Source organism: Rhizomicrobium sp. (genome assembly GCA_037200045.1).
Classification (GTDB): domain Bacteria; phylum Pseudomonadota; class Alphaproteobacteria; order Micropepsales; family Micropepsaceae; genus Rhizomicrobium.
This window is the reverse complement of sequence record JBBCHM010000001.1, coordinates 127,546-143,741: the sequence shown is the minus strand read 5'-3', so window position 1 is coordinate 143,741 and position 16,196 is coordinate 127,546. Positions and strand designations below refer to the sequence as shown.

General features: G+C 65.9%; 11 protein-coding genes and 2 pseudogenes. 8 read left to right on the top strand and 5 right to left on the bottom strand.

All coding sequences use genetic code 11. The features are described from left to right. Positions 1-89 precede the first annotated feature (89 nt). The 7 genes and pseudogenes from WDM86_00615 to WDM86_00585 all read left to right on the top strand — a co-directional run bounded on the left by WDM86_00615 (position 90) and on the right by WDM86_00585 (position 7,263). Positions 90-953, top strand: coding sequence for an alpha/beta fold hydrolase (locus tag WDM86_00615; GenBank protein MEI9988514.1), 864 nt, complete (start codon positions 90-92; stop codon positions 951-953). Positions 954-1,410: 457 nt separating this feature from the next. Then, a pseudogene (locus tag WDM86_00610) lies at positions 1,411-1,644 on the top strand (cold shock domain-containing protein). Between the two features lie 34 nt (positions 1,645-1,678). Further along, positions 1,679-2,134, top strand: coding sequence for a cold shock domain-containing protein (locus WDM86_00605; GenBank protein MEI9988513.1), 456 nt, complete (start codon positions 1,679-1,681; stop codon positions 2,132-2,134). Positions 2,135-2,292: 158 nt separating this feature from the next. Next, positions 2,293-2,829: a PadR family transcriptional regulator gene (locus WDM86_00600; protein MEI9988512.1), complete on the top strand. Its 537-nt coding sequence runs from the start codon at positions 2,293-2,295 to the stop codon at positions 2,827-2,829. 17 nt (positions 2,830-2,846) lie between these two features. After that, positions 2,847-3,938 carry an efflux RND transporter periplasmic adaptor subunit gene (locus WDM86_00595; protein MEI9988511.1) on the top strand — a complete coding sequence of 364 codons (1,092 nt, stop codon included), beginning with the start codon at positions 2,847-2,849 and terminating at the stop codon, positions 3,936-3,938. 45 nt (positions 3,939-3,983) lie between these two features. Next, a pseudogene (locus tag WDM86_00590) lies at positions 3,984-4,784 on the top strand (efflux RND transporter permease subunit). Continuing rightward, positions 4,687-7,263 (top strand): efflux RND transporter permease subunit, encoded by a 2,577-nt coding sequence (locus WDM86_00585; GenBank protein ID MEI9988510.1) that lies wholly within the window; start codon positions 4,687-4,689, stop codon positions 7,261-7,263. Before WDM86_00590 ends, WDM86_00585 begins: the two are co-directional and overlap by 98 nt. Here the strand turns inward: WDM86_00585 and WDM86_00580 are convergent. Next, positions 7,193-9,070 carry an ABC transporter ATP-binding protein/permease gene (locus tag WDM86_00580; protein MEI9988509.1) on the bottom strand — a complete coding sequence of 626 codons (1,878 nt, stop codon included), beginning with the start codon at positions 9,068-9,070 and terminating at the stop codon, positions 7,193-7,195. The two genes, WDM86_00585 and WDM86_00580, sit on opposite strands and share 71 nt — an antisense overlap. 153 nt (positions 9,071-9,223) lie before the next feature. On the opposite strand from WDM86_00580, the gene WDM86_00575 reads away from it, so the two are divergent. Continuing rightward, positions 9,224-9,796: a TIGR00730 family Rossman fold protein gene (locus tag WDM86_00575; GenBank protein MEI9988508.1), complete on the top strand. Its 573-nt coding sequence runs from the start codon at positions 9,224-9,226 to the stop codon at positions 9,794-9,796. Here WDM86_00575 and cimA read toward each other — a convergent pair. The 4 genes from cimA to WDM86_00555 form a co-directional block, all read right to left on the bottom strand. Beyond that, complete coding sequence (cimA, locus tag WDM86_00570; protein MEI9988507.1) at positions 9,793-11,394, bottom strand: citramalate synthase; 1,602 nt, start codon at positions 11,392-11,394, stop codon at positions 9,793-9,795. The two genes, WDM86_00575 and cimA, sit on opposite strands and share 4 nt — an antisense overlap. Before the next feature lie 263 nt (positions 11,395-11,657). After that, complete coding sequence (cysS, locus tag WDM86_00565) at positions 11,658-12,998, bottom strand: cysteine--tRNA ligase (protein MEI9988506.1); 1,341 nt, start codon at positions 12,996-12,998, stop codon at positions 11,658-11,660. 307 nt (positions 12,999-13,305) lie between these two features. After that, positions 13,306-14,970 (bottom strand): NAD+ synthase, encoded by a 1,665-nt coding sequence (locus tag WDM86_00560; GenBank protein ID MEI9988505.1) that lies wholly within the window; start codon positions 14,968-14,970, stop codon positions 13,306-13,308. A gap of 195 nt (positions 14,971-15,165) precedes the next feature. Next, positions 15,166-16,098 (bottom strand): Gfo/Idh/MocA family oxidoreductase, encoded by a 933-nt coding sequence (locus WDM86_00555; protein ID MEI9988504.1) that lies wholly within the window; start codon positions 16,096-16,098, stop codon positions 15,166-15,168. Between the last annotated feature and the right edge of the window lie 98 nt (positions 16,099-16,196).

Sequence of the window (16,196 nt, the reverse complement as noted above, 5' to 3'; positions counted from 1 at the left end):
CCATGCACGCCGCGTGCGACCGCGAAGCGATGGCGGGTATATGGCGGCAGACGGTCTTAATGTCAAGCTAAGCGCCAGCGAGGCACATGATGACCGATCTGTTCGACATCCGCTTCACGCGCCGCGTGGCAAGCGGCGACATTACATTGAACGTCGCCGAGGCGGGGCCACGGGACGGTCCGCTCGTCATCCTGCTGCACGGTTTTCCGGAATTCTGGTTCGGCTGGCGCCATCAGATCGGAGCCTTGGCGGACGCCGGATATCAGGTCGTGGCGCCCGACCAGCGTGGCTACAATCTTTCGGACAAGCCGCGGGGAATCGAGAACTACGACATCGACCGTCTCGCCGCCGATGTCGTGGCGCTGGCGGCGCATTACACGGGCGAGCCGTTCCGTCTGGTCGGACATGACTGGGGCGCGGTTGCGGCGTGGTGGACGACGACGCGGTCGCCAGAGCGGATCCGCAAGCTCGCGGTGCTCAACTGTCCGCATCCGGCGGTGTGGCGCGAGGCGATGGACAAGGATCCGGTGCAGCGCCGTGCGAGTTGGTATGTCCGCGCCTTCCAGATCCCGTGGCTTCCCGAAGCGCTCCTGCGGGCGCGCAACTGTCGCGCCCTGGTGGGCGCATTGCGCGAGGCGAGAGCACCGGTCTCCAACGCGGAAATTGCCCGCTATCGCGAGGCCTGGAGCCAGCCCGGCGCGCTGACGGCGATGATCAACTGGTATCGGGCCATCCGCCTGCGGAGGTTCGCGCCCATCCCGGCAGCGAGCATTGCGGCACCCGTGCAAATCATCTGGGGAAAGAACGATTCCTACGTCCTGCCCGCGCTCGCCGAAGCGAGCAAGGCGCTTTGCTCCGATGTGCGGCTGACCTACCTGCCCGAGGCGACGCATTGGGTGGCGCACGACGCGCCGGAGCGCGTCAACGCCATCCTGCTCGAATTCCTCGTTTAGCGCCGGCCCACCGCTCGCCAAGGCCAGCGGCCATGGCCGGATCGTGGGCGGTGCCGCGGGCAAGCCGATTGTCCGTCACGGTGACCAGCCCCGGCTGCACCTGGCGCCGGCGCATGCAGGGGTCCATGCCGCCAAATATTGGCGAAGGAAAAGCCGAAAAAGAGCAATAGAGCCCGGCGCTTCATTGATTTCATCATTTGATAAACTTGGCCGGCGGAGGTGCGCCGCGGGTTCCATTCGGTGGGTCGGCGGCGAGGCCAGATGCACGGCGGTGTGCCCCGGAGCGCGCGGCCAAGCCTTCGCCCGCCGCAGAATCCGGCGCCGGCGATCGACACAACGGCCCTACCCCTGTTGCGGATTCACCGTAGTTTTGCGCATGATAGCTGGGACGAGCCCGGCCGTTGCCGGTGGGCGGGCGAGCGACTGGGCATTCCGGCGGGGTACGGCATTCGGCATCATGGCGAACTACGATAATGGCGGCTCGCGCTCTCTCGCGCAGGCGTCCGTAAAAGGCACGGTCAAGTGGTTCAATGCGACCAAGGGCTACGGTTTCGTTACTCTTGAGAACGGCGGCGATGCGTTCTGTCACGCATCGGCGCTGCAGGCGGCGGGGCACTCGGAACTTCCACAAGGCGCGACGATCGTCTGCGATCTTCAGGACTCGCCACGCGGCCTTCAGGTCGTCGCGGTCCATAGCGTGGATACCAGCACGGCCGATACCGGCGGTGGCGGCGGCGGGGGGACCGCGCGGGCCGCGCCGCGACTTCGGCGGCGACAGTGGCGGCGGACGCAGGGGTGGCGGCGGTGGCCGCTTCGGCGGCGGCGGCGGCGATCGCTTTGGCGGTGGCGGCGGTGACCGGTTCGGCGGTGGCGATCGCTTCGGCGGCGGCGACCGTTTCGGCGGCGGCGGCGACCGGTTCGGCGGAGGCGGCGGCGGCTTCGGTCATCGCGAGCGCGACGCGGGTCCCAGCGGCCCGATGGTCGAGGGCAAGGTCAAGTTCTTCAACGACCAGAAGGGTTTCGGCTTTGTGATGCCGGATTCCGGCAGCGGCGATGTCTACATCCATGCCAGCGCGCTTCGGCGCTCGGGCGTCCAGGCCTTGGAGCCGGAACAGCGTATCCGCTATTCCACCCGCCAGGGCCAGAAGGGTGTCGAAGTCGACCGGGTCGAGGTCATCTAGGACCTTTTTGCAAGCCTTCGTTAGCTAGTTGCGACGCCTGCCCGCCACGCAATCCCGTTCCGCGCGGTAAATTTGCGCTGTCAGCTTGAATTTTGCACCTGCGAACATATATAGCGGCGATCTATATCGGACCTATATAGATCGGCGGGGCCTGCGTCGTGGACGTTCGCACAATCTGTCTCGGCATCCTCACGCGTGGCGACGCCACCGGCTACGAGATCAAGAAGCTGTTCGAGGACGACGGCTATCAGCATTTCGTCGAGGCGAGCTTCGGGTCGATCTATCCCGCGCTGAACCGGCTGACCGACGAGGGCTATGTCTCCGTCCGCTCCGAGGCGCAGGAGAAGCGTCCCGACCGCAAGGTCTATTCGATCACGCCGGCGGGACGCAGCGCCTTCATTGCCTCGCTGCTGAAGCCGCTGCCGGAAGACCGGCACCGTTCGCCCTTCGTGTTCGCGATGCTTTTCGCCGATCTGTTGCCGCAAAGTCGCGTCGGCGGAATGCTGGATGCCTATATCGGGCAGGTCGAACGCAAGCTGGCGCAGCTGAACAGCCATGACGATGCATCCCATTCGGGCGGCGAGAGATTCGTGGCCGGATTCGGCCGCGCGGTCTACACGGCGGTGCTGGACTTCCTGACCACGCACCGCGCCGAGATCGAGGAACAACAACAAGCGGCCCAAGCGGCCGAATAACGGAGTTCAGGCCTCTCATGTTCCGCCAGATCGCAAATACGGTGAGCCGGCTGTACGACACGTACATGCCCGGCTTCTGGCTGCGCCTGAAACCCCGCTACCAATGGGCGGCCAGCATCGCGCTGCTCGTCGCGATCTGGGTCGCGACCGGGCTGCTCGGCAGCCACGCCACGCCAAAGGACGCCGACGCGGCGGCCAACACCTCGGGCGTGCCGCGCGTGAGCGTCGCGACGCTGGTGGCGACCGAGCGCGACGCGACGATCAATGTGCGCGGCCGCACGCAGGCCAAGAACGAAGTCGACGTCCGCGCTGAAGTCGAGGGCGTGGTCCAGGCGATCCGCTTCGACAAGGGCGACCGGGTGAAGAAGGGCGACACGCTCTGCGAGATCAAGAACAACGACCGCGGCGCGAAAGTGGCGCAGGCAGCCGCCATGGTGGCGCAGACCCAGAAGGAGCTTCAGGTCGCGCAGGACCTGTACAAGGAAGGCTTCCGCTCCAAGACCCAACTCGCCCAGGCCGAGGCCGCCTATGCCCAGGCCCAGGCTGGCCTGTCGACCATGAACGTCGCCCTGGAGAACACCCATATCAAGGCGCCGTTCGACGGGATCGTCGACGACCGCTATGTCAATGCCGGCGACTATATGCGCCCGGGCGACAAGTGCGAGATGGTGATCGCGCCCGAGCCGTTCCTCGCCGTCGGCACCGTCTCGGAGCAGGAAGTCGGGCAGATCAGCCTCGGCGACCGCGCGACGGTCGATCTCGTCACCGGCGAGACCGTGACCGGCACCGTCACCTTCGTGGCCGACCGCGCCGATCAGATGACGCGCGCCTTCCGGATCGAGGTCCAGCTTCCCAACCCGGACGCGAAACTGCGCGACGGCGTGAGCGTGGACATCCATATCGCCGTCAAGAAGATCCGGGGCGCAGCACATCTCGCCCGGCATACTGGTGCTGGACGATTCCGGCCGGGTCGGCGTGCGCGCGGTGATTGCGAGCACGGTGCAGTTCATTCCGGTGTCGGTGGTGTCCGACGGGCCGGACGGCATGTGGGTCGCGGGCCTTCCGGAGCGCGTGAACGTCATCACGGTCGGCCAGGAATTCGTCAATAACGGCCAGCATGTCCAGGCGGTCGCCGAGAAGGGCGGAAAATCGTCATGACCAGGATAGTCGAATGGGCGGTCAACAACACCCGCGTGGTCATCGCGCTGATCCTGGTCGTGATCATCGCCGGCGTCGTGGCGTTCATCAAGATTCCGAAGGAAGCCCAGCCGGACATCCCGATCCCGGTCCTTCTGGTTCAGGTCACCTATCCGGGCATCAGCCCGGAGGATAGCGAACGGCTTCTTGTGAAGCCCCTCGAAACCGGGCTCCGCTCGGTCGAGGGCCTCAAGACCATCACGGCGCGCGCCTATTCGGGCGTGGCGGTGATCATCCTGGAGTTCGACGTCAACTTCAACAAGCAGAAGGCGCTGGAGGACGTCCGCGCCCAGGTCGACGAAACGCGCTCGCTGCTGCCGGCCGAAGCCGACCCGCCGGTGGTACGCGAATTCAACATCGCGCTGCAGCCCGTCATCTCGGTCGCGCTGTCGGGCGACGTGCCGGAGCGCACGCTGCTGAAGCTCGCCCGCGACCTCAAGGACGAGATCAAGCTGGTGCCGAGCGTGCTCGACGTCGACATCGACGGCGAGCGCAAGGAGCAGCTGGAGATCGTCATCGATCCGGCGAAGCTCGAAGCCTATGGCCTGACGCAGCAGGAGCTGTTCACCGCGGTTTCCACGAACAACAAGCTCATCGCGGCGGGCCTGATCGACACCGGTCACGGCAGCTTCGCGGTCAAGGTGCCCGGCGTCATCGCCAATGCCGAGGACCTGCTCAACCTCCCGATCCGCTCGAACGGCAATTCGACCGTCACGCTGTCGAACGTGGCGCAGGTGCGGCGCAATTTCTACGATCCCACGACCTTTGCGCGGGGTGAACGGCCAGCCGACCATCTCGCTCGACGTCTCCAAGCGCATCGGTTCCAACATCATCGCCAACAACCTGGCGGTGCGCGAGATCGTCGACCGGGCCGCCAAGAACTGGCCGCAAGGCGTGCACGTCACCTATCTGTTCGACAATTCGACCGACATCCGCGACATGCTGGGATCGCTGTCGGATTCCATCATCCTCGCCATCGTGCTCGTCATGATCATCGTGGTGGCGGCGCTCGGCCTGCGCTCCGGCCTTTTGGTCGGCGTTGCCATCCCGACGTCGTTCCTGATGGCCTTCATGGTGCTGAACGGCATCGGCTACACGCTCAACATGATGATCATGTTCGGCATGCTGCTGGCGGTCGGCATCCTGGTGGACGGCGCGATCATCGTGGTCGAGTACGCCGAACGCAAGATGACCGAGGGCCACAAGCCGCGGCAGGCCTTCGCCGAAGCGGCGCTGCGCATGTTCTGGCCGGTGGTCAGCGCCACCGCGACCATGATCGGCGCCTTCCTGCCGATGCTGCTGTGGCCGGGCGTCGCCGGCAAGTTCATGAGCTATTTCCCGATCACGCTGATCGTCATCCTGTCGGCGTCGATGGTCGTGGCGCTGATCTTCCTGCCCGTGCTGGGCGGCATCTTCGGCAAGGCGCCGCCGCCCGATCCGGAACATGAGCGCGCCATCGAAGCGTCGGAGACCGGCGATTGGCGCGACATTCCGGGCATCACCGGCTGGTACGCGCATCTCTCCGAGCGGCTGACGAAATATCCGGGCCGCGTCGTGCTCGGCGCCCTCGGCATCGTGATCGCCGTGATCACGCTGTTCGTCGTGTTCAACAAGGGCTCGATCTTCTTCGCCGACGCGGATCCGGGCTATGCCCAGGTCTTCGTTTCGGCGCGCGGCAATCTTTCCGCCGCGGAGAAGCGCGACATCGTCATGGGCATCTCGAACATCGCCCAGACCGTGCCGGGCATCCGCGCGATCTATGCGTCCTCGGGCGGCCAGAGCAATAATCTGAACAGCAATGGCGGCACGCCGGTGGACAATATCGGCCAGCTCGGCATCGAGATGAAGGACTACCGCGAGCGCAATCCGGGCAAATGGATCGAGGAACAGATCCGCCAGAAGACGGCCAACATCCCCGGCGTGCATGTCGAGGTGCGCGAGCCGAGCAACGGCCCGCCGACCGGCAAGGACATCATGATCGATGTCGGTTCCGACGACTATCTCGAACTCGCCCAGGTGGCCGCCGCGATCCGCGGCCATATGGACAAGATGCCGGAGCTGCGCGACGTGGAAGACACCCGCCCGCTGCCCGGCATCGAATGGGACCTCGACATCAACCGCGCGATCGCCAGCCGCTTCGGCGCCAACGCGCAGTCGATCGGCACCGCGGTGCAGCTCGTCACCAACGGCATCCTGGTCGGCAAGTACCGCCCGGATGACAGCCAGGACGAGGTCGACATCCGCGTGCGTTATCCAAGCCAGGCGCGCGGCGTCCATGCGCTGGACGATTTGCGCGTCACCGCCGCCGACGGCAGCATGGTGCCGATCAGCAATTTCGTCACGCTGAAGCCGGCGCAGCAGGTCAACACGATCGAGCGGGTCGACGGCCGCCGCGTCTATCACGTGCGCGCCAACGTCAAGCCGGGCATCAACGCCAATGCCGAGATCGCCGATATCCGCAAATGGATCGCGACCCAGCCTTTCCCGCACGACGTGCATGTCGCGTTCAAGGGCGGCAGCGAGCAGCAGGATGAATCCCAACTGTTCCTGCTCGAGGCGGCGTTCCTCGCTTTGTTCCTGATCGCGATGGTGCTCTTGGCGCTGTTCAACAGCTTCTATCACGCCGGCCTCATCCTGGTGGCGGTCGTGCTGGCGATGATCGGCGCGCTGCTCGGCATGGTGGTCATGCAGCAGCCGTTCTCGATCATCATGTCGGGCACCGGCATGCTGGCGCTGGCGGGCATCGTGGTGAACCACAACATCGTCCTGATCGACACCTTCCATCGCCTGCGCGATTTCCGGCATGGACCCGATCGAGGCGGTGATCCGCTCCAGCGCGCAGCGCCTGCGTCCGGTGTTCCTGACGACGATCACGGCCATCGGCGGGTTGCTGCCGATGATGTTCGCGGTCGAGATCAACTTCGCGACCCGCGAAGTGACGATCGGCGGGCCGAACGGGCTGATGTGGGTGGCGCTTTCCACCGCGATCGTGTTCGGCCTGGCGTTCTCCAAGATGATCACGCTCGGCCTGGTGCCGGCGATGCTCGCCCTGCCCTATCGCCTCAAGGCGCGGCGGGCGCGCCTGGCGGCGGCGAAATCGCCGGCGCAGGCGGTGCGCGATTGGCGCGGCGGCGGCGCCGAGCCGGAAGCCCAGCCGGCGGAGTGATCAGTCCGCGGCAACCGGCGTGGCGCGGGCGACGCCGGGCGCCACTTCGGGATCGTCCTCCACGGCCTTGAGAAGTTCGCGCGCCTCGGCGGCCTGCTTCTGCTTGTTCCACATCGAGGCGTAGTGGCCGCCCAGGGCGACGAGTTCGTCATGGCGGCCGCGCTCGACGATCTCGCCATGGTCGAGCACCAGGATCTCGTCGGCGTCGATCACCGTCGAGAGGCGATGGGCGATGACGAGCGAGGTGCGGTTGCGGGAGACTTCGTAGAGCGCGCCCTGGATCTCACGTTCGGTATGGGTGTCGAGGGCCGAGGTCGCCTCGTCCAGCAGGAGGATCGGCGGGTTCTTCAAGATCGTGCGGGCGATGGCGACGCGCTGCTTCTCGCCGCCGGAAAGTTTCAGGCCGCGCTCGCCGACCATGGCGTCGTAGCCGAGCGGCAATTCGCGGATGAATTTGTCGATCTGGGCGAGGCGGGCGGCCTCCTTGATTTCGGCCTCGCTCGCGCCGATGCGGCCATAGGCGATGTTGTACCGGACCGTGTCGTTGAACAGCACCGTGTCCTGCGGAACGATGCCGATGACGTGGCGGAGCGAGGCCTGCGTCACGTCGCGGATGTCCTGGCCGTCGATCGTCACGCTGCCGGATTTGATGTCGTAGAAACGGTAGAGGATGCGGCTGATGGTCGACTTGCCGGCGCCCGACGGGCCGACCACCGCGACCGTCTTGCCGGCGGGGACGGTGAAGCTGATGCCCTTGAGGACGGTGCGCGCCGGTTCGTAGGAAAAGACCACGTCCTTGAATTCGATCGCGCCGCCCGTGACCTTCACGTCCGGCGCGCCCGGCTTGTCCTTCACTTCGATGGGTTGGTGCAGGAGGCGGAACATCGCCTCCATGTCGACCATGGCCTGGGTGATCTCGCGATAGACGGTGCCGAGCAGGTTCAGCGGCTGATAGAGCTGGATGAGGATCGCGCTCGCGGCGGTGAAGGTTCCGACCGTGATGAGGCCCTGCTTGATGGCGATGGCGGCCAGCCACAGCACGACGCCGAGCCCCACCGCCATGATCACGGCCTGGCCGGTGTTGAGCAGCGCGAGCGAGATCTGCGCCTGGATCGAGGCCCGCGCGTATTTCTCCATCGACGTGTCGAAGCGCCGCGTCTCGTGGCCTTCGTTGTTGAAATATTTGACGGTCTCGTAATTGAGCAGGCTGTCGACGGCCTTGGTGTTCGCGTCCTGGTCGCTCTGGTTCATGTCGCGGCGGAACTGGATGCGCCAGCGCGTGATCGCGAAGGTGAACCAGACATAGCCGACCGTCATCGCCAAGGTGGCGACGGCGACCCACAGATTGAGCCGGTCCAAGAGGATGAAGGTGTAGAAGACGAGCAGTAGGACAGTGGGAAAGATGCTGAACAGCGCGAAGGACAGCAGCGTGTCGATGCCCTTGGTGCCGCGCTCGATCACCCGCGACAGCCCGCCGGTCTTGCGCTCCAGATGGAACCGCAGCGACAGCGTATGGACATGGGCGAAGGTCGAGACCGCGACTTCGCGCATGGCGTGATACTGCACCTTGGCGAAGATGCCGTCGCGCAGCTGGGCCAGCGCCTGCATCAGGATGCGCGACACGACATAGGCGCCGATCCAGGCCAGCGCGATGGCGAGAACGATTTTCGTGGCCGGCCCGGTCAGCGAATCGACCGCGTCGCCGAAGAACAAGGGCGAGACGCTGGTGGCCGCGGTCGCCAGCACCATGAAGACGAGCGACACCACGACGCGCAGGCGCAGCTCCGGCTGCCCCTTGGGCCACAGATAGGGCATCAGCATCCACAAGGGACGGAAGGACGGTGCGCCGTCGCCCTCCTCGACCGCGGGGTGCGTCATCAGTGCCCCATGTTCCCGCCGCCGAAGGCGAGGAACCCCGCGACGACGGCGATCAATGCGATGATGCCCAGTATGATGGCGGCGCGCACGGCTAACCTTTCTGTCCGAATCTGTTTAGGAACTGCGGCGCGGACGTGCAACCCTTGAACCGTCATGGAAAACAACACTCCTGCCATCTGCGTTTTCTGCGGCTCCTCGCCGGGCGTCAAGCCGGCTTACGCGGCCGCCGCGCGGGAGCTTGGCAGCGGGATCGGCGGGCGCGGCTGGTCGGTGGTGTTCGGCGGCGGGAACAACGGCCTGATGGGCATCGTAGCACGGTCGGCGCATGACGCGGGCGCGAAAGTGGTCGGCATCCTGCCGGACTTCCTGAAGAAGATCGAGGTGCCGCTGGAGCCGGAATCCGAGGAACTCGTCATCGTGCCGGACATGCAGATCCGCAAGCAGAAGATGTTGGCGGCGTCGGACGCCTTCGTCGTGCTGCCGGGCGGACTCGGCACGCTGGACGAGCTGTTCGAGGTGCTGTCGATCTCCCAGCTCAAGGTGCACGACAAGCCGATCCTGATCGTCGACACGGAAGGCTTCTTCGCGCCGCTGTGGCCGATGCTGGCGAAGATCATCGACGAGGGCTTCGCGCATGCGCGCATCGGAAGCCTCTATCACGTCGTGAAGACGCCGGCCGAAGCCATGGCGCGGCTCGAGGCGCTGCTCGGCCGCGCGCCGCGTTAGGCACCGGCGCCGTCGCGGAAGAGCTTGTAGCGGACCGAATCCGTCAGCGCCTCGAAAGAGGCATCGACAAGATTTTCCGACACACCGACCGTGGACCAGCGATTACCCTTGCCGTCGGCGCTTTCGACCATCACGCGGGTCACGGCTTCCGTGCCGCTCGTGAGGATGCGGACCTTGTAGTCCACCAGCTTCAGGTCGGAGAGATGGGACGAGTATTTGCCGAGGTCCTTGCGCAGCGCCTGGTCCAGCGCGTCGATCGGGCCGTTGCCGCTTTCGGCGACGGTGAGCAGCGGCTCGCCGCCGACCGTCAGCTTCACCACCGCTTCGGAGACCGTGACGAGTTCGCCGCGCGCATTGTGGCGGCGCTCGACCAGGACGCGGAACGAGTCGACATCGAAATAGTCGGGCAATTCGCCCAGCGCGCGGCGGGCGAGAAGCTCGAACGAGGCTTCGGCGCCGTCATAGGCATAGCCGAGGAATTCGCGCTGCTTGATGTCTTCCAAGAGGCGGGAGATGCGTTCGTCCTTGGCGTCGAGATCGATGCCGACCTCGGAGAGCCGCGCCAGCAGGTTGGAGCGGCCGGCCTGGTCCGAGACCAGGATCTTGCGCTGGTTGCCGACCGTTTCCGGCGGTACGTGCTCATAGGTGCGCGGGTCTTTCGCCACGGCGGAGGAATGCAGCCCGCCCTTGTGCGCGAAGGCCGAGGGGCCGACATAGGCGGCGTGGCGGTTGGGGGCGCGGTTGAGGATCTCATCGAGCAGGCGGGAGACGTGAACGAGTTGCTTGAGTTGGTCCGTCGTCACGCCGGTTTCGAACCGCGTGGCATAAGGCTCTTTCAGCAGCAGGGTCGGCAGCAGGGCACAGAGATTGGCGTTGCCGCAGCGTTCGCCCAGGCCGTTCAGCGTGCCCTGGATCTGGCGCGCGCCGCCGCGCAGCGCCGCGAGGCTGACGGCGACCGCCTGCTCGGTGTCATTGTGGGCGTGGATGCCGAGCGCCGCGCCGGGCAGTTCGAGCTTCACCTCCGATACGATCTCGTAGACGTCTTCGGGGAGCGTGCCGCCGTTGGTGTCGCACAGCACGAGCCAGCGCGCGCCGGCGTCGTGCGCCGCGCGGATGCAGGCGAGCGCGTACTCCGGATTGGCCTTGTAGCCGTCGAAGAAATGCTCGGCGTCGAACAGCGCCTCGCGCTTCTTCGCGACGATCGCGGCGACGGATTCGGCGATGCCGTCGATATTGTCCGTGCGCGGAATATCGAGCGCGACGTCGACGTGGAAGTCCCAGGTCTTGCCGACCAGGCACACCGCGTCGGCCTTCGCATCCAGCACGGCGGAGAGACTGGGATCGTTGGCGGCGCTGCGGCCGGGGCGCTTGGTCATGCCGAACGCCGTGAAGCGGGCCTTCGCAAGCGGCGGACGCTCCGCAAAGAACGCCGTGTCGGTCGGGTTGGCGCCGGGCCAGCCGCCCTCGACATAGTCGATGCCGAGGCCGTCGAGCGCGAGCGCGATCTGGCGCTTGTCCTCCACCGAGAAATCGACGCCCTGGGTCTGCGCCCCATCGCGCAGGGTGGTGTCGAAAATATATAATCTTTCCAAATACATATGCTACTTTCGGCAATATAATTGTTCTCGAGGTCTCGCGCGGAGGGGCGCTTTCCCGCGGCAACGGCGCGACGCCGCCAAGGAAGATAAGCCCGTTTCGGCGCTGTTGGATAAGTTTGTGATCGCGCGCGCCCTCACCCGAAATTCGCTCCGCGAATTTCGACCTCTCCCGCAAGCGGGAGAGGTTGACGCCGATAACCTCTCCCGCTTGCGGGAGAGGTCGAAAAACGCACAGCGTTTTTCGGGTGAGGGGATGCTGGCGCTCACCGCTTCACCTCCCACGTCGTGCCGGTGGGGCCGTCTTTGAGGACGATGCCCTGGGCGAGAAGCTCGTCGCGGATGCGGTCGCTTTCCTTGAAGTCCTTACGGGCGCGGGCGGCCTTGCGGGCCTCGATGGCGTCGGCGATGGCGACGTCGTCGACCGCCTTCTTCGCGGCGAGATTGAGCTGCACATTGGAGAAGCCGAGCAGGCCGAGGCCGCCGGCCAGCTCGTGGTCGCTGCCCTTGTGCAGTTCGGCGATCGCCTGCGGCGTGTTGAGATCGTCGCTGAGCGCTTCGAGGAAGGCGGCGCCGATCGGCGGATCGGCCAGCGGCTCGGTGACGGCGTACCACTTCTCCAGCGTCTTCCAGCTTTCGTTCATGCCGGCGACGGTCCAGTCCATCGGCTGGCGGTAATGGCTGCGCAGCATGTTGAAGCGCAGCACCTCGCCCGGCCAGTCCGCGAGCAACTCGTGGATGGTGACGAAATTGCCGAGGCTCTTCGACATCTTCTCGCCTTCGACATTCAAGAAGCCGTTGTGCAGCCAATAACGGGCGAGCGCATGGCCGTGATGCGCGCCTTCGGATTGCGCGATCTCGTTCTCGTGATGCGGGAAGACCAGGTCGATGCCGCCGCCATGGATGTCGATGGTCTCGCCCATCGTGGCCTCGATCATCGCGGAGCATTCCAGGTGCCAGCCCGGGCGGCCGCGGCCCCAGGGGCTGTCCCAGCCGGGCTGCGCGGGGTCCGACGGCTTCCACAAGACGAAGTCCATCGGGTCTTCCTTGTACGGAGCGACATCGACACGGGCGCCGGCCAGCATGTCGTCCAGGCTGCGGCGCGCCAGCTTGCCGTAGTCGGCCTTGTTCTTGACGCGAAAGAGGACATGGCCCTCTGCGGCATAGGCATAGCCGGCGGCAATCAGCGCCTCGACCATCGCGATCATCGGGGCGACATATTCGGTGGCGCGCGGCATGACGCTGGGCTCCAGGCAGCCGAGCGCGGCGACATCCTGGCGGTAGATGCCGTAGGTCGCGTCGGTGAGTTCGCGCAGGACCTGAAGGATAGGGATGTTGCGGTTGTCGGCGGCGGCGCGTTCGGCGGCGCGCGCGTTGATCTTGTCGTCGATGTCCGTGATGTTGCGGACATAGGTCACGTGGCCTTCGCCGTAAGTGTGGCGGAGCAGCCGGAACAGCACGTCGAACACGATGGCCGGCCGCGCGTTGCCGATATGGGCGAAGTCGTAGACCGTCGGGCCGCAGACATACATCCGCACGTTCTTGGGGTCCTGCGGGACGAAGACGTCCTTGGATCGGGTCAGGGTGTTGTGGAGGCGGATGGTCATGGCACTACTCATACAGCGATTTGGGGCCGGGCCCTCACCCGAAATCGCTTCGCGATTTCGACCTCTCCCGCAAGCGGGAGAGGTAGGTCGCGCTAACCTCTCCCGCTTGCGGGAGAGGTCGAAAAACGCGTAGCGTTTTTCGGGTGAGGGGCACTTTAGCGATGTGGATAGGCAACAGGGAGTGTCGCGGCGTCAGCCGCAAATCGAGCAGATAATGTGGCGAGCAAAGCTCACGTCACGTCCCTTTGGCGCGGAAATCGCGCGGCGGGCTGTGAGGTAGCAGGTTTTCGCGGGGGCGTCCACCGGCTCAATCCCGCGCGTCCCGAAACGCATTGGTGATCGGATAGCGGCGGTCTCTCCCGAAATTCCTCGCGCTGATCTTGACGCCGGGCGGGGCCTGGCGACGTTTGTATTCGCTCGTGTAAAGGAGCTGCTCGATCCGCTTCACGGTCGCCGGATGATAGCCCCTGGCGCAGGTGTCCTCGAAGGTCATCTCGCGCTCGACCAGGCATTCCAGGATGCCGTCGAGAATCTCGTAGGGCGGCAGCGAATCCTCGTCCTTCTGGTTCTCGCGCAATTCGGCGCTCGGCGGCTTGGTGATGATGCGTTCCGGGATGACGCGCGTGGTGGGGCCCAGGCAGCCACGCGGGCTCGCCTGGTTGCGCCAGCGGGCGAGCGCGAAGACCTCCATCTTGTAGACGTCCTTCAGCACATTGTAGCCGCCGCACATGTCGCCATAGAGCGTGGCGTAGCCGACGCTCATCTCGCTCTTGTTGCCGGTGGTGAGCACCATGGGCCCGAACTTGTTGGAGATCGCCATCAGGATCACGCCGCGGGCGCGCGACTGGATGTTCTCCTCCGTCGTGTCGACGCGCTTGCCGGCGAAGGTCGGCGCCAGCGCCGCGCCGAAGGCGTTCACCACGTCCTCGATGGCGACGGTGTCGTAATGCACGCCGAGCAGGGCTGAGCATTCGGCGGCGTCAGTGAGGCTTTCGGCGGAGGTGTATTTGCTCGGCAGCATCACGCAGCGCACGCGGTCGGGCCCGAGCGCATCGACCGCGACGGCGGCGCTGAGCGCGCTGTCGATGCCGCCGGACATGCCCAGCACCACGCCGGGGAAGCGGTTCTTGTTCACATAGTCGCGCAGGCCCAGCATCATCGCGTGATAGACTTGGCGCGAACGCTCCTCCGACGGGGCGCGCTCGCCGGGCTTGCAGACCCAGCCGGTGAGGCCGCGGGTCCATTCGGTGACGACGATCTTCTCTTCCCAGGCGGGCAGCGCCCAGGCGACGGAGCGGTCGGCGTTGCAGACCAGCGAGGCGCCGTCGAACACCAGCTCGTCCTGGCCGCCGACCTGGTTGAGATAGACCAATGGCAATTTCGTTTCGGTGACGCGCGCGGCGATCAGGTTCAGGCGCACGTCTTCCTTGCCGGCCTCGAACGGTGAGCCGTTGGGCACCAGCAGAATCTCGGCACCGGTCTCCGACAGGCATTCGACGACGTCGGGCGTCCAGATGTCCTCGCAGATCGGCACGCCGATGCGCACGCCGCGGATGTTGAACGGGCCGGGCATCGGGCCGGGAACGAAGACGCGCTTCTCATCGAACACGCCGTAATTCGGCAGATCGACCTTGAAGGTCTTGGCCGCGATGGCGCCGCCATCGAGCAGGAGGCAGGCATTGTAAAGCTTGTCGTTCTCCACCCAGGGCGAGCCCACGAGGATTGCAGGGCCGCCATCGGCGGTGTCGCGGGCGAATTTCCCGATCGCTTCCATCGCGTCGGATTGCAGCGCCGGCTTGAGGACGAGGTCCTCCGGCGGATAGCCGACGATGTAGAGTTCTGGGAACAGGATCACGTCGGCCTTGGCGGCGGCGGCCTCGGCGCGGGCGGCGCGGGCCTTCTTCAGGTTGCCGTGAATGTCGCCCATGACCGGATTGAGCTGGGCGAGCGCGATGCGGAAACGGTCTGTCATGGGTAAGGTTTAGCGCGAGCGGCGGCGGCGCGAAAGACGGCGAACGGCGCGCGTCCGTCATCCAAAAGTGTCATGGCCCGCGAATGCGGGCCACCCAGTTGAAACATACGGGCTGCCGATCAAATGGGCTCTACCCAGGAAAAACAATGACGGCGCAAGCGTCACCTGGGTGGCCCGCATTCGCGGGCCATGACATCAGCTATAAATCAGCGCGCCGCGGCGACGGCCACATAGGGCTCGGCGGGGGGCTTCGGCGCGCTCGGCGGCGTCGTCGATGGCGAGCGCGGTGGCCAATGCCCGGCGGGCTTCCTCCGGACGCACCAAGGTCGCGGCGCCGTCGCGCACCGCGGCGACGAAAGCCGCCACGGATTCGCCGAGCGGATCGCCCTGCTCCAGCGCCTTCAAGGGACGCGGCGTGGTGTTCCTGATCTTGCGGGTGACGAAGTCGATCTCGATCACGCCGTCGGCATATTCGGCGCGCATGCCGCGGCGGCGGGCGTCGGAGATGCGGCTGGTCTCCAGATGGGCGATGGTGCCGTTGGTGAAGGTCACGTCGGCGCTCACCTCGTCGGCGAGGCGGCTGTGCAGCGCGCGGCTGGTGGCCTCGACATCGAACACCTCGGCCGGCACCAATTGGTGCACCAGGTCGAGGTCGTGGATCATCAGGTCGAGCACGACGGAAACGTCGGCGCTGCGGCCGGTCCACGGACCCATGCGCCAGCAGGCGATCTCCAGCGGCACTTCCTTGTGGTCGAGCAGGCCGGTGCCGGCGAAGACGAAACGCTCCTGGTGGCCGACGGTCAGCACCAGGCCGGTGGAGGCAGCGAGCGCGATCAGCGCGTCGGCCTCCTCCACGGAGGTGGCGATGGGCTTCTCGACCAGGACATGGGCGCCGGCGTTCAGGAAGGCGCGCACGATCTCGGCATGGGTCTGGGCCGGGGTGCAGACGCTGACGAGATCGACCTTGCCGAGCAGCTCGCGCCAGTCGGCCACGGCGGGCACGCCGTGGTTCGCCAGCGAGGTCTTGCGCACTTCGGGATGCGGATCGGCGATGGCGACAAGCTCGACGCCGTCGATATGGCGGTATTTGGAGGCGTGGTGCCGGCCGAACGCGCCGGCGCCGATCACGGCGGCCCTGAGCGGCCCTCTGGAACGCAGACGGTACGGGACCAAGTGGAATCTCGCCGGAATTACAGTGACATAAGGTCAGTCCGGCCGGCCGGGCG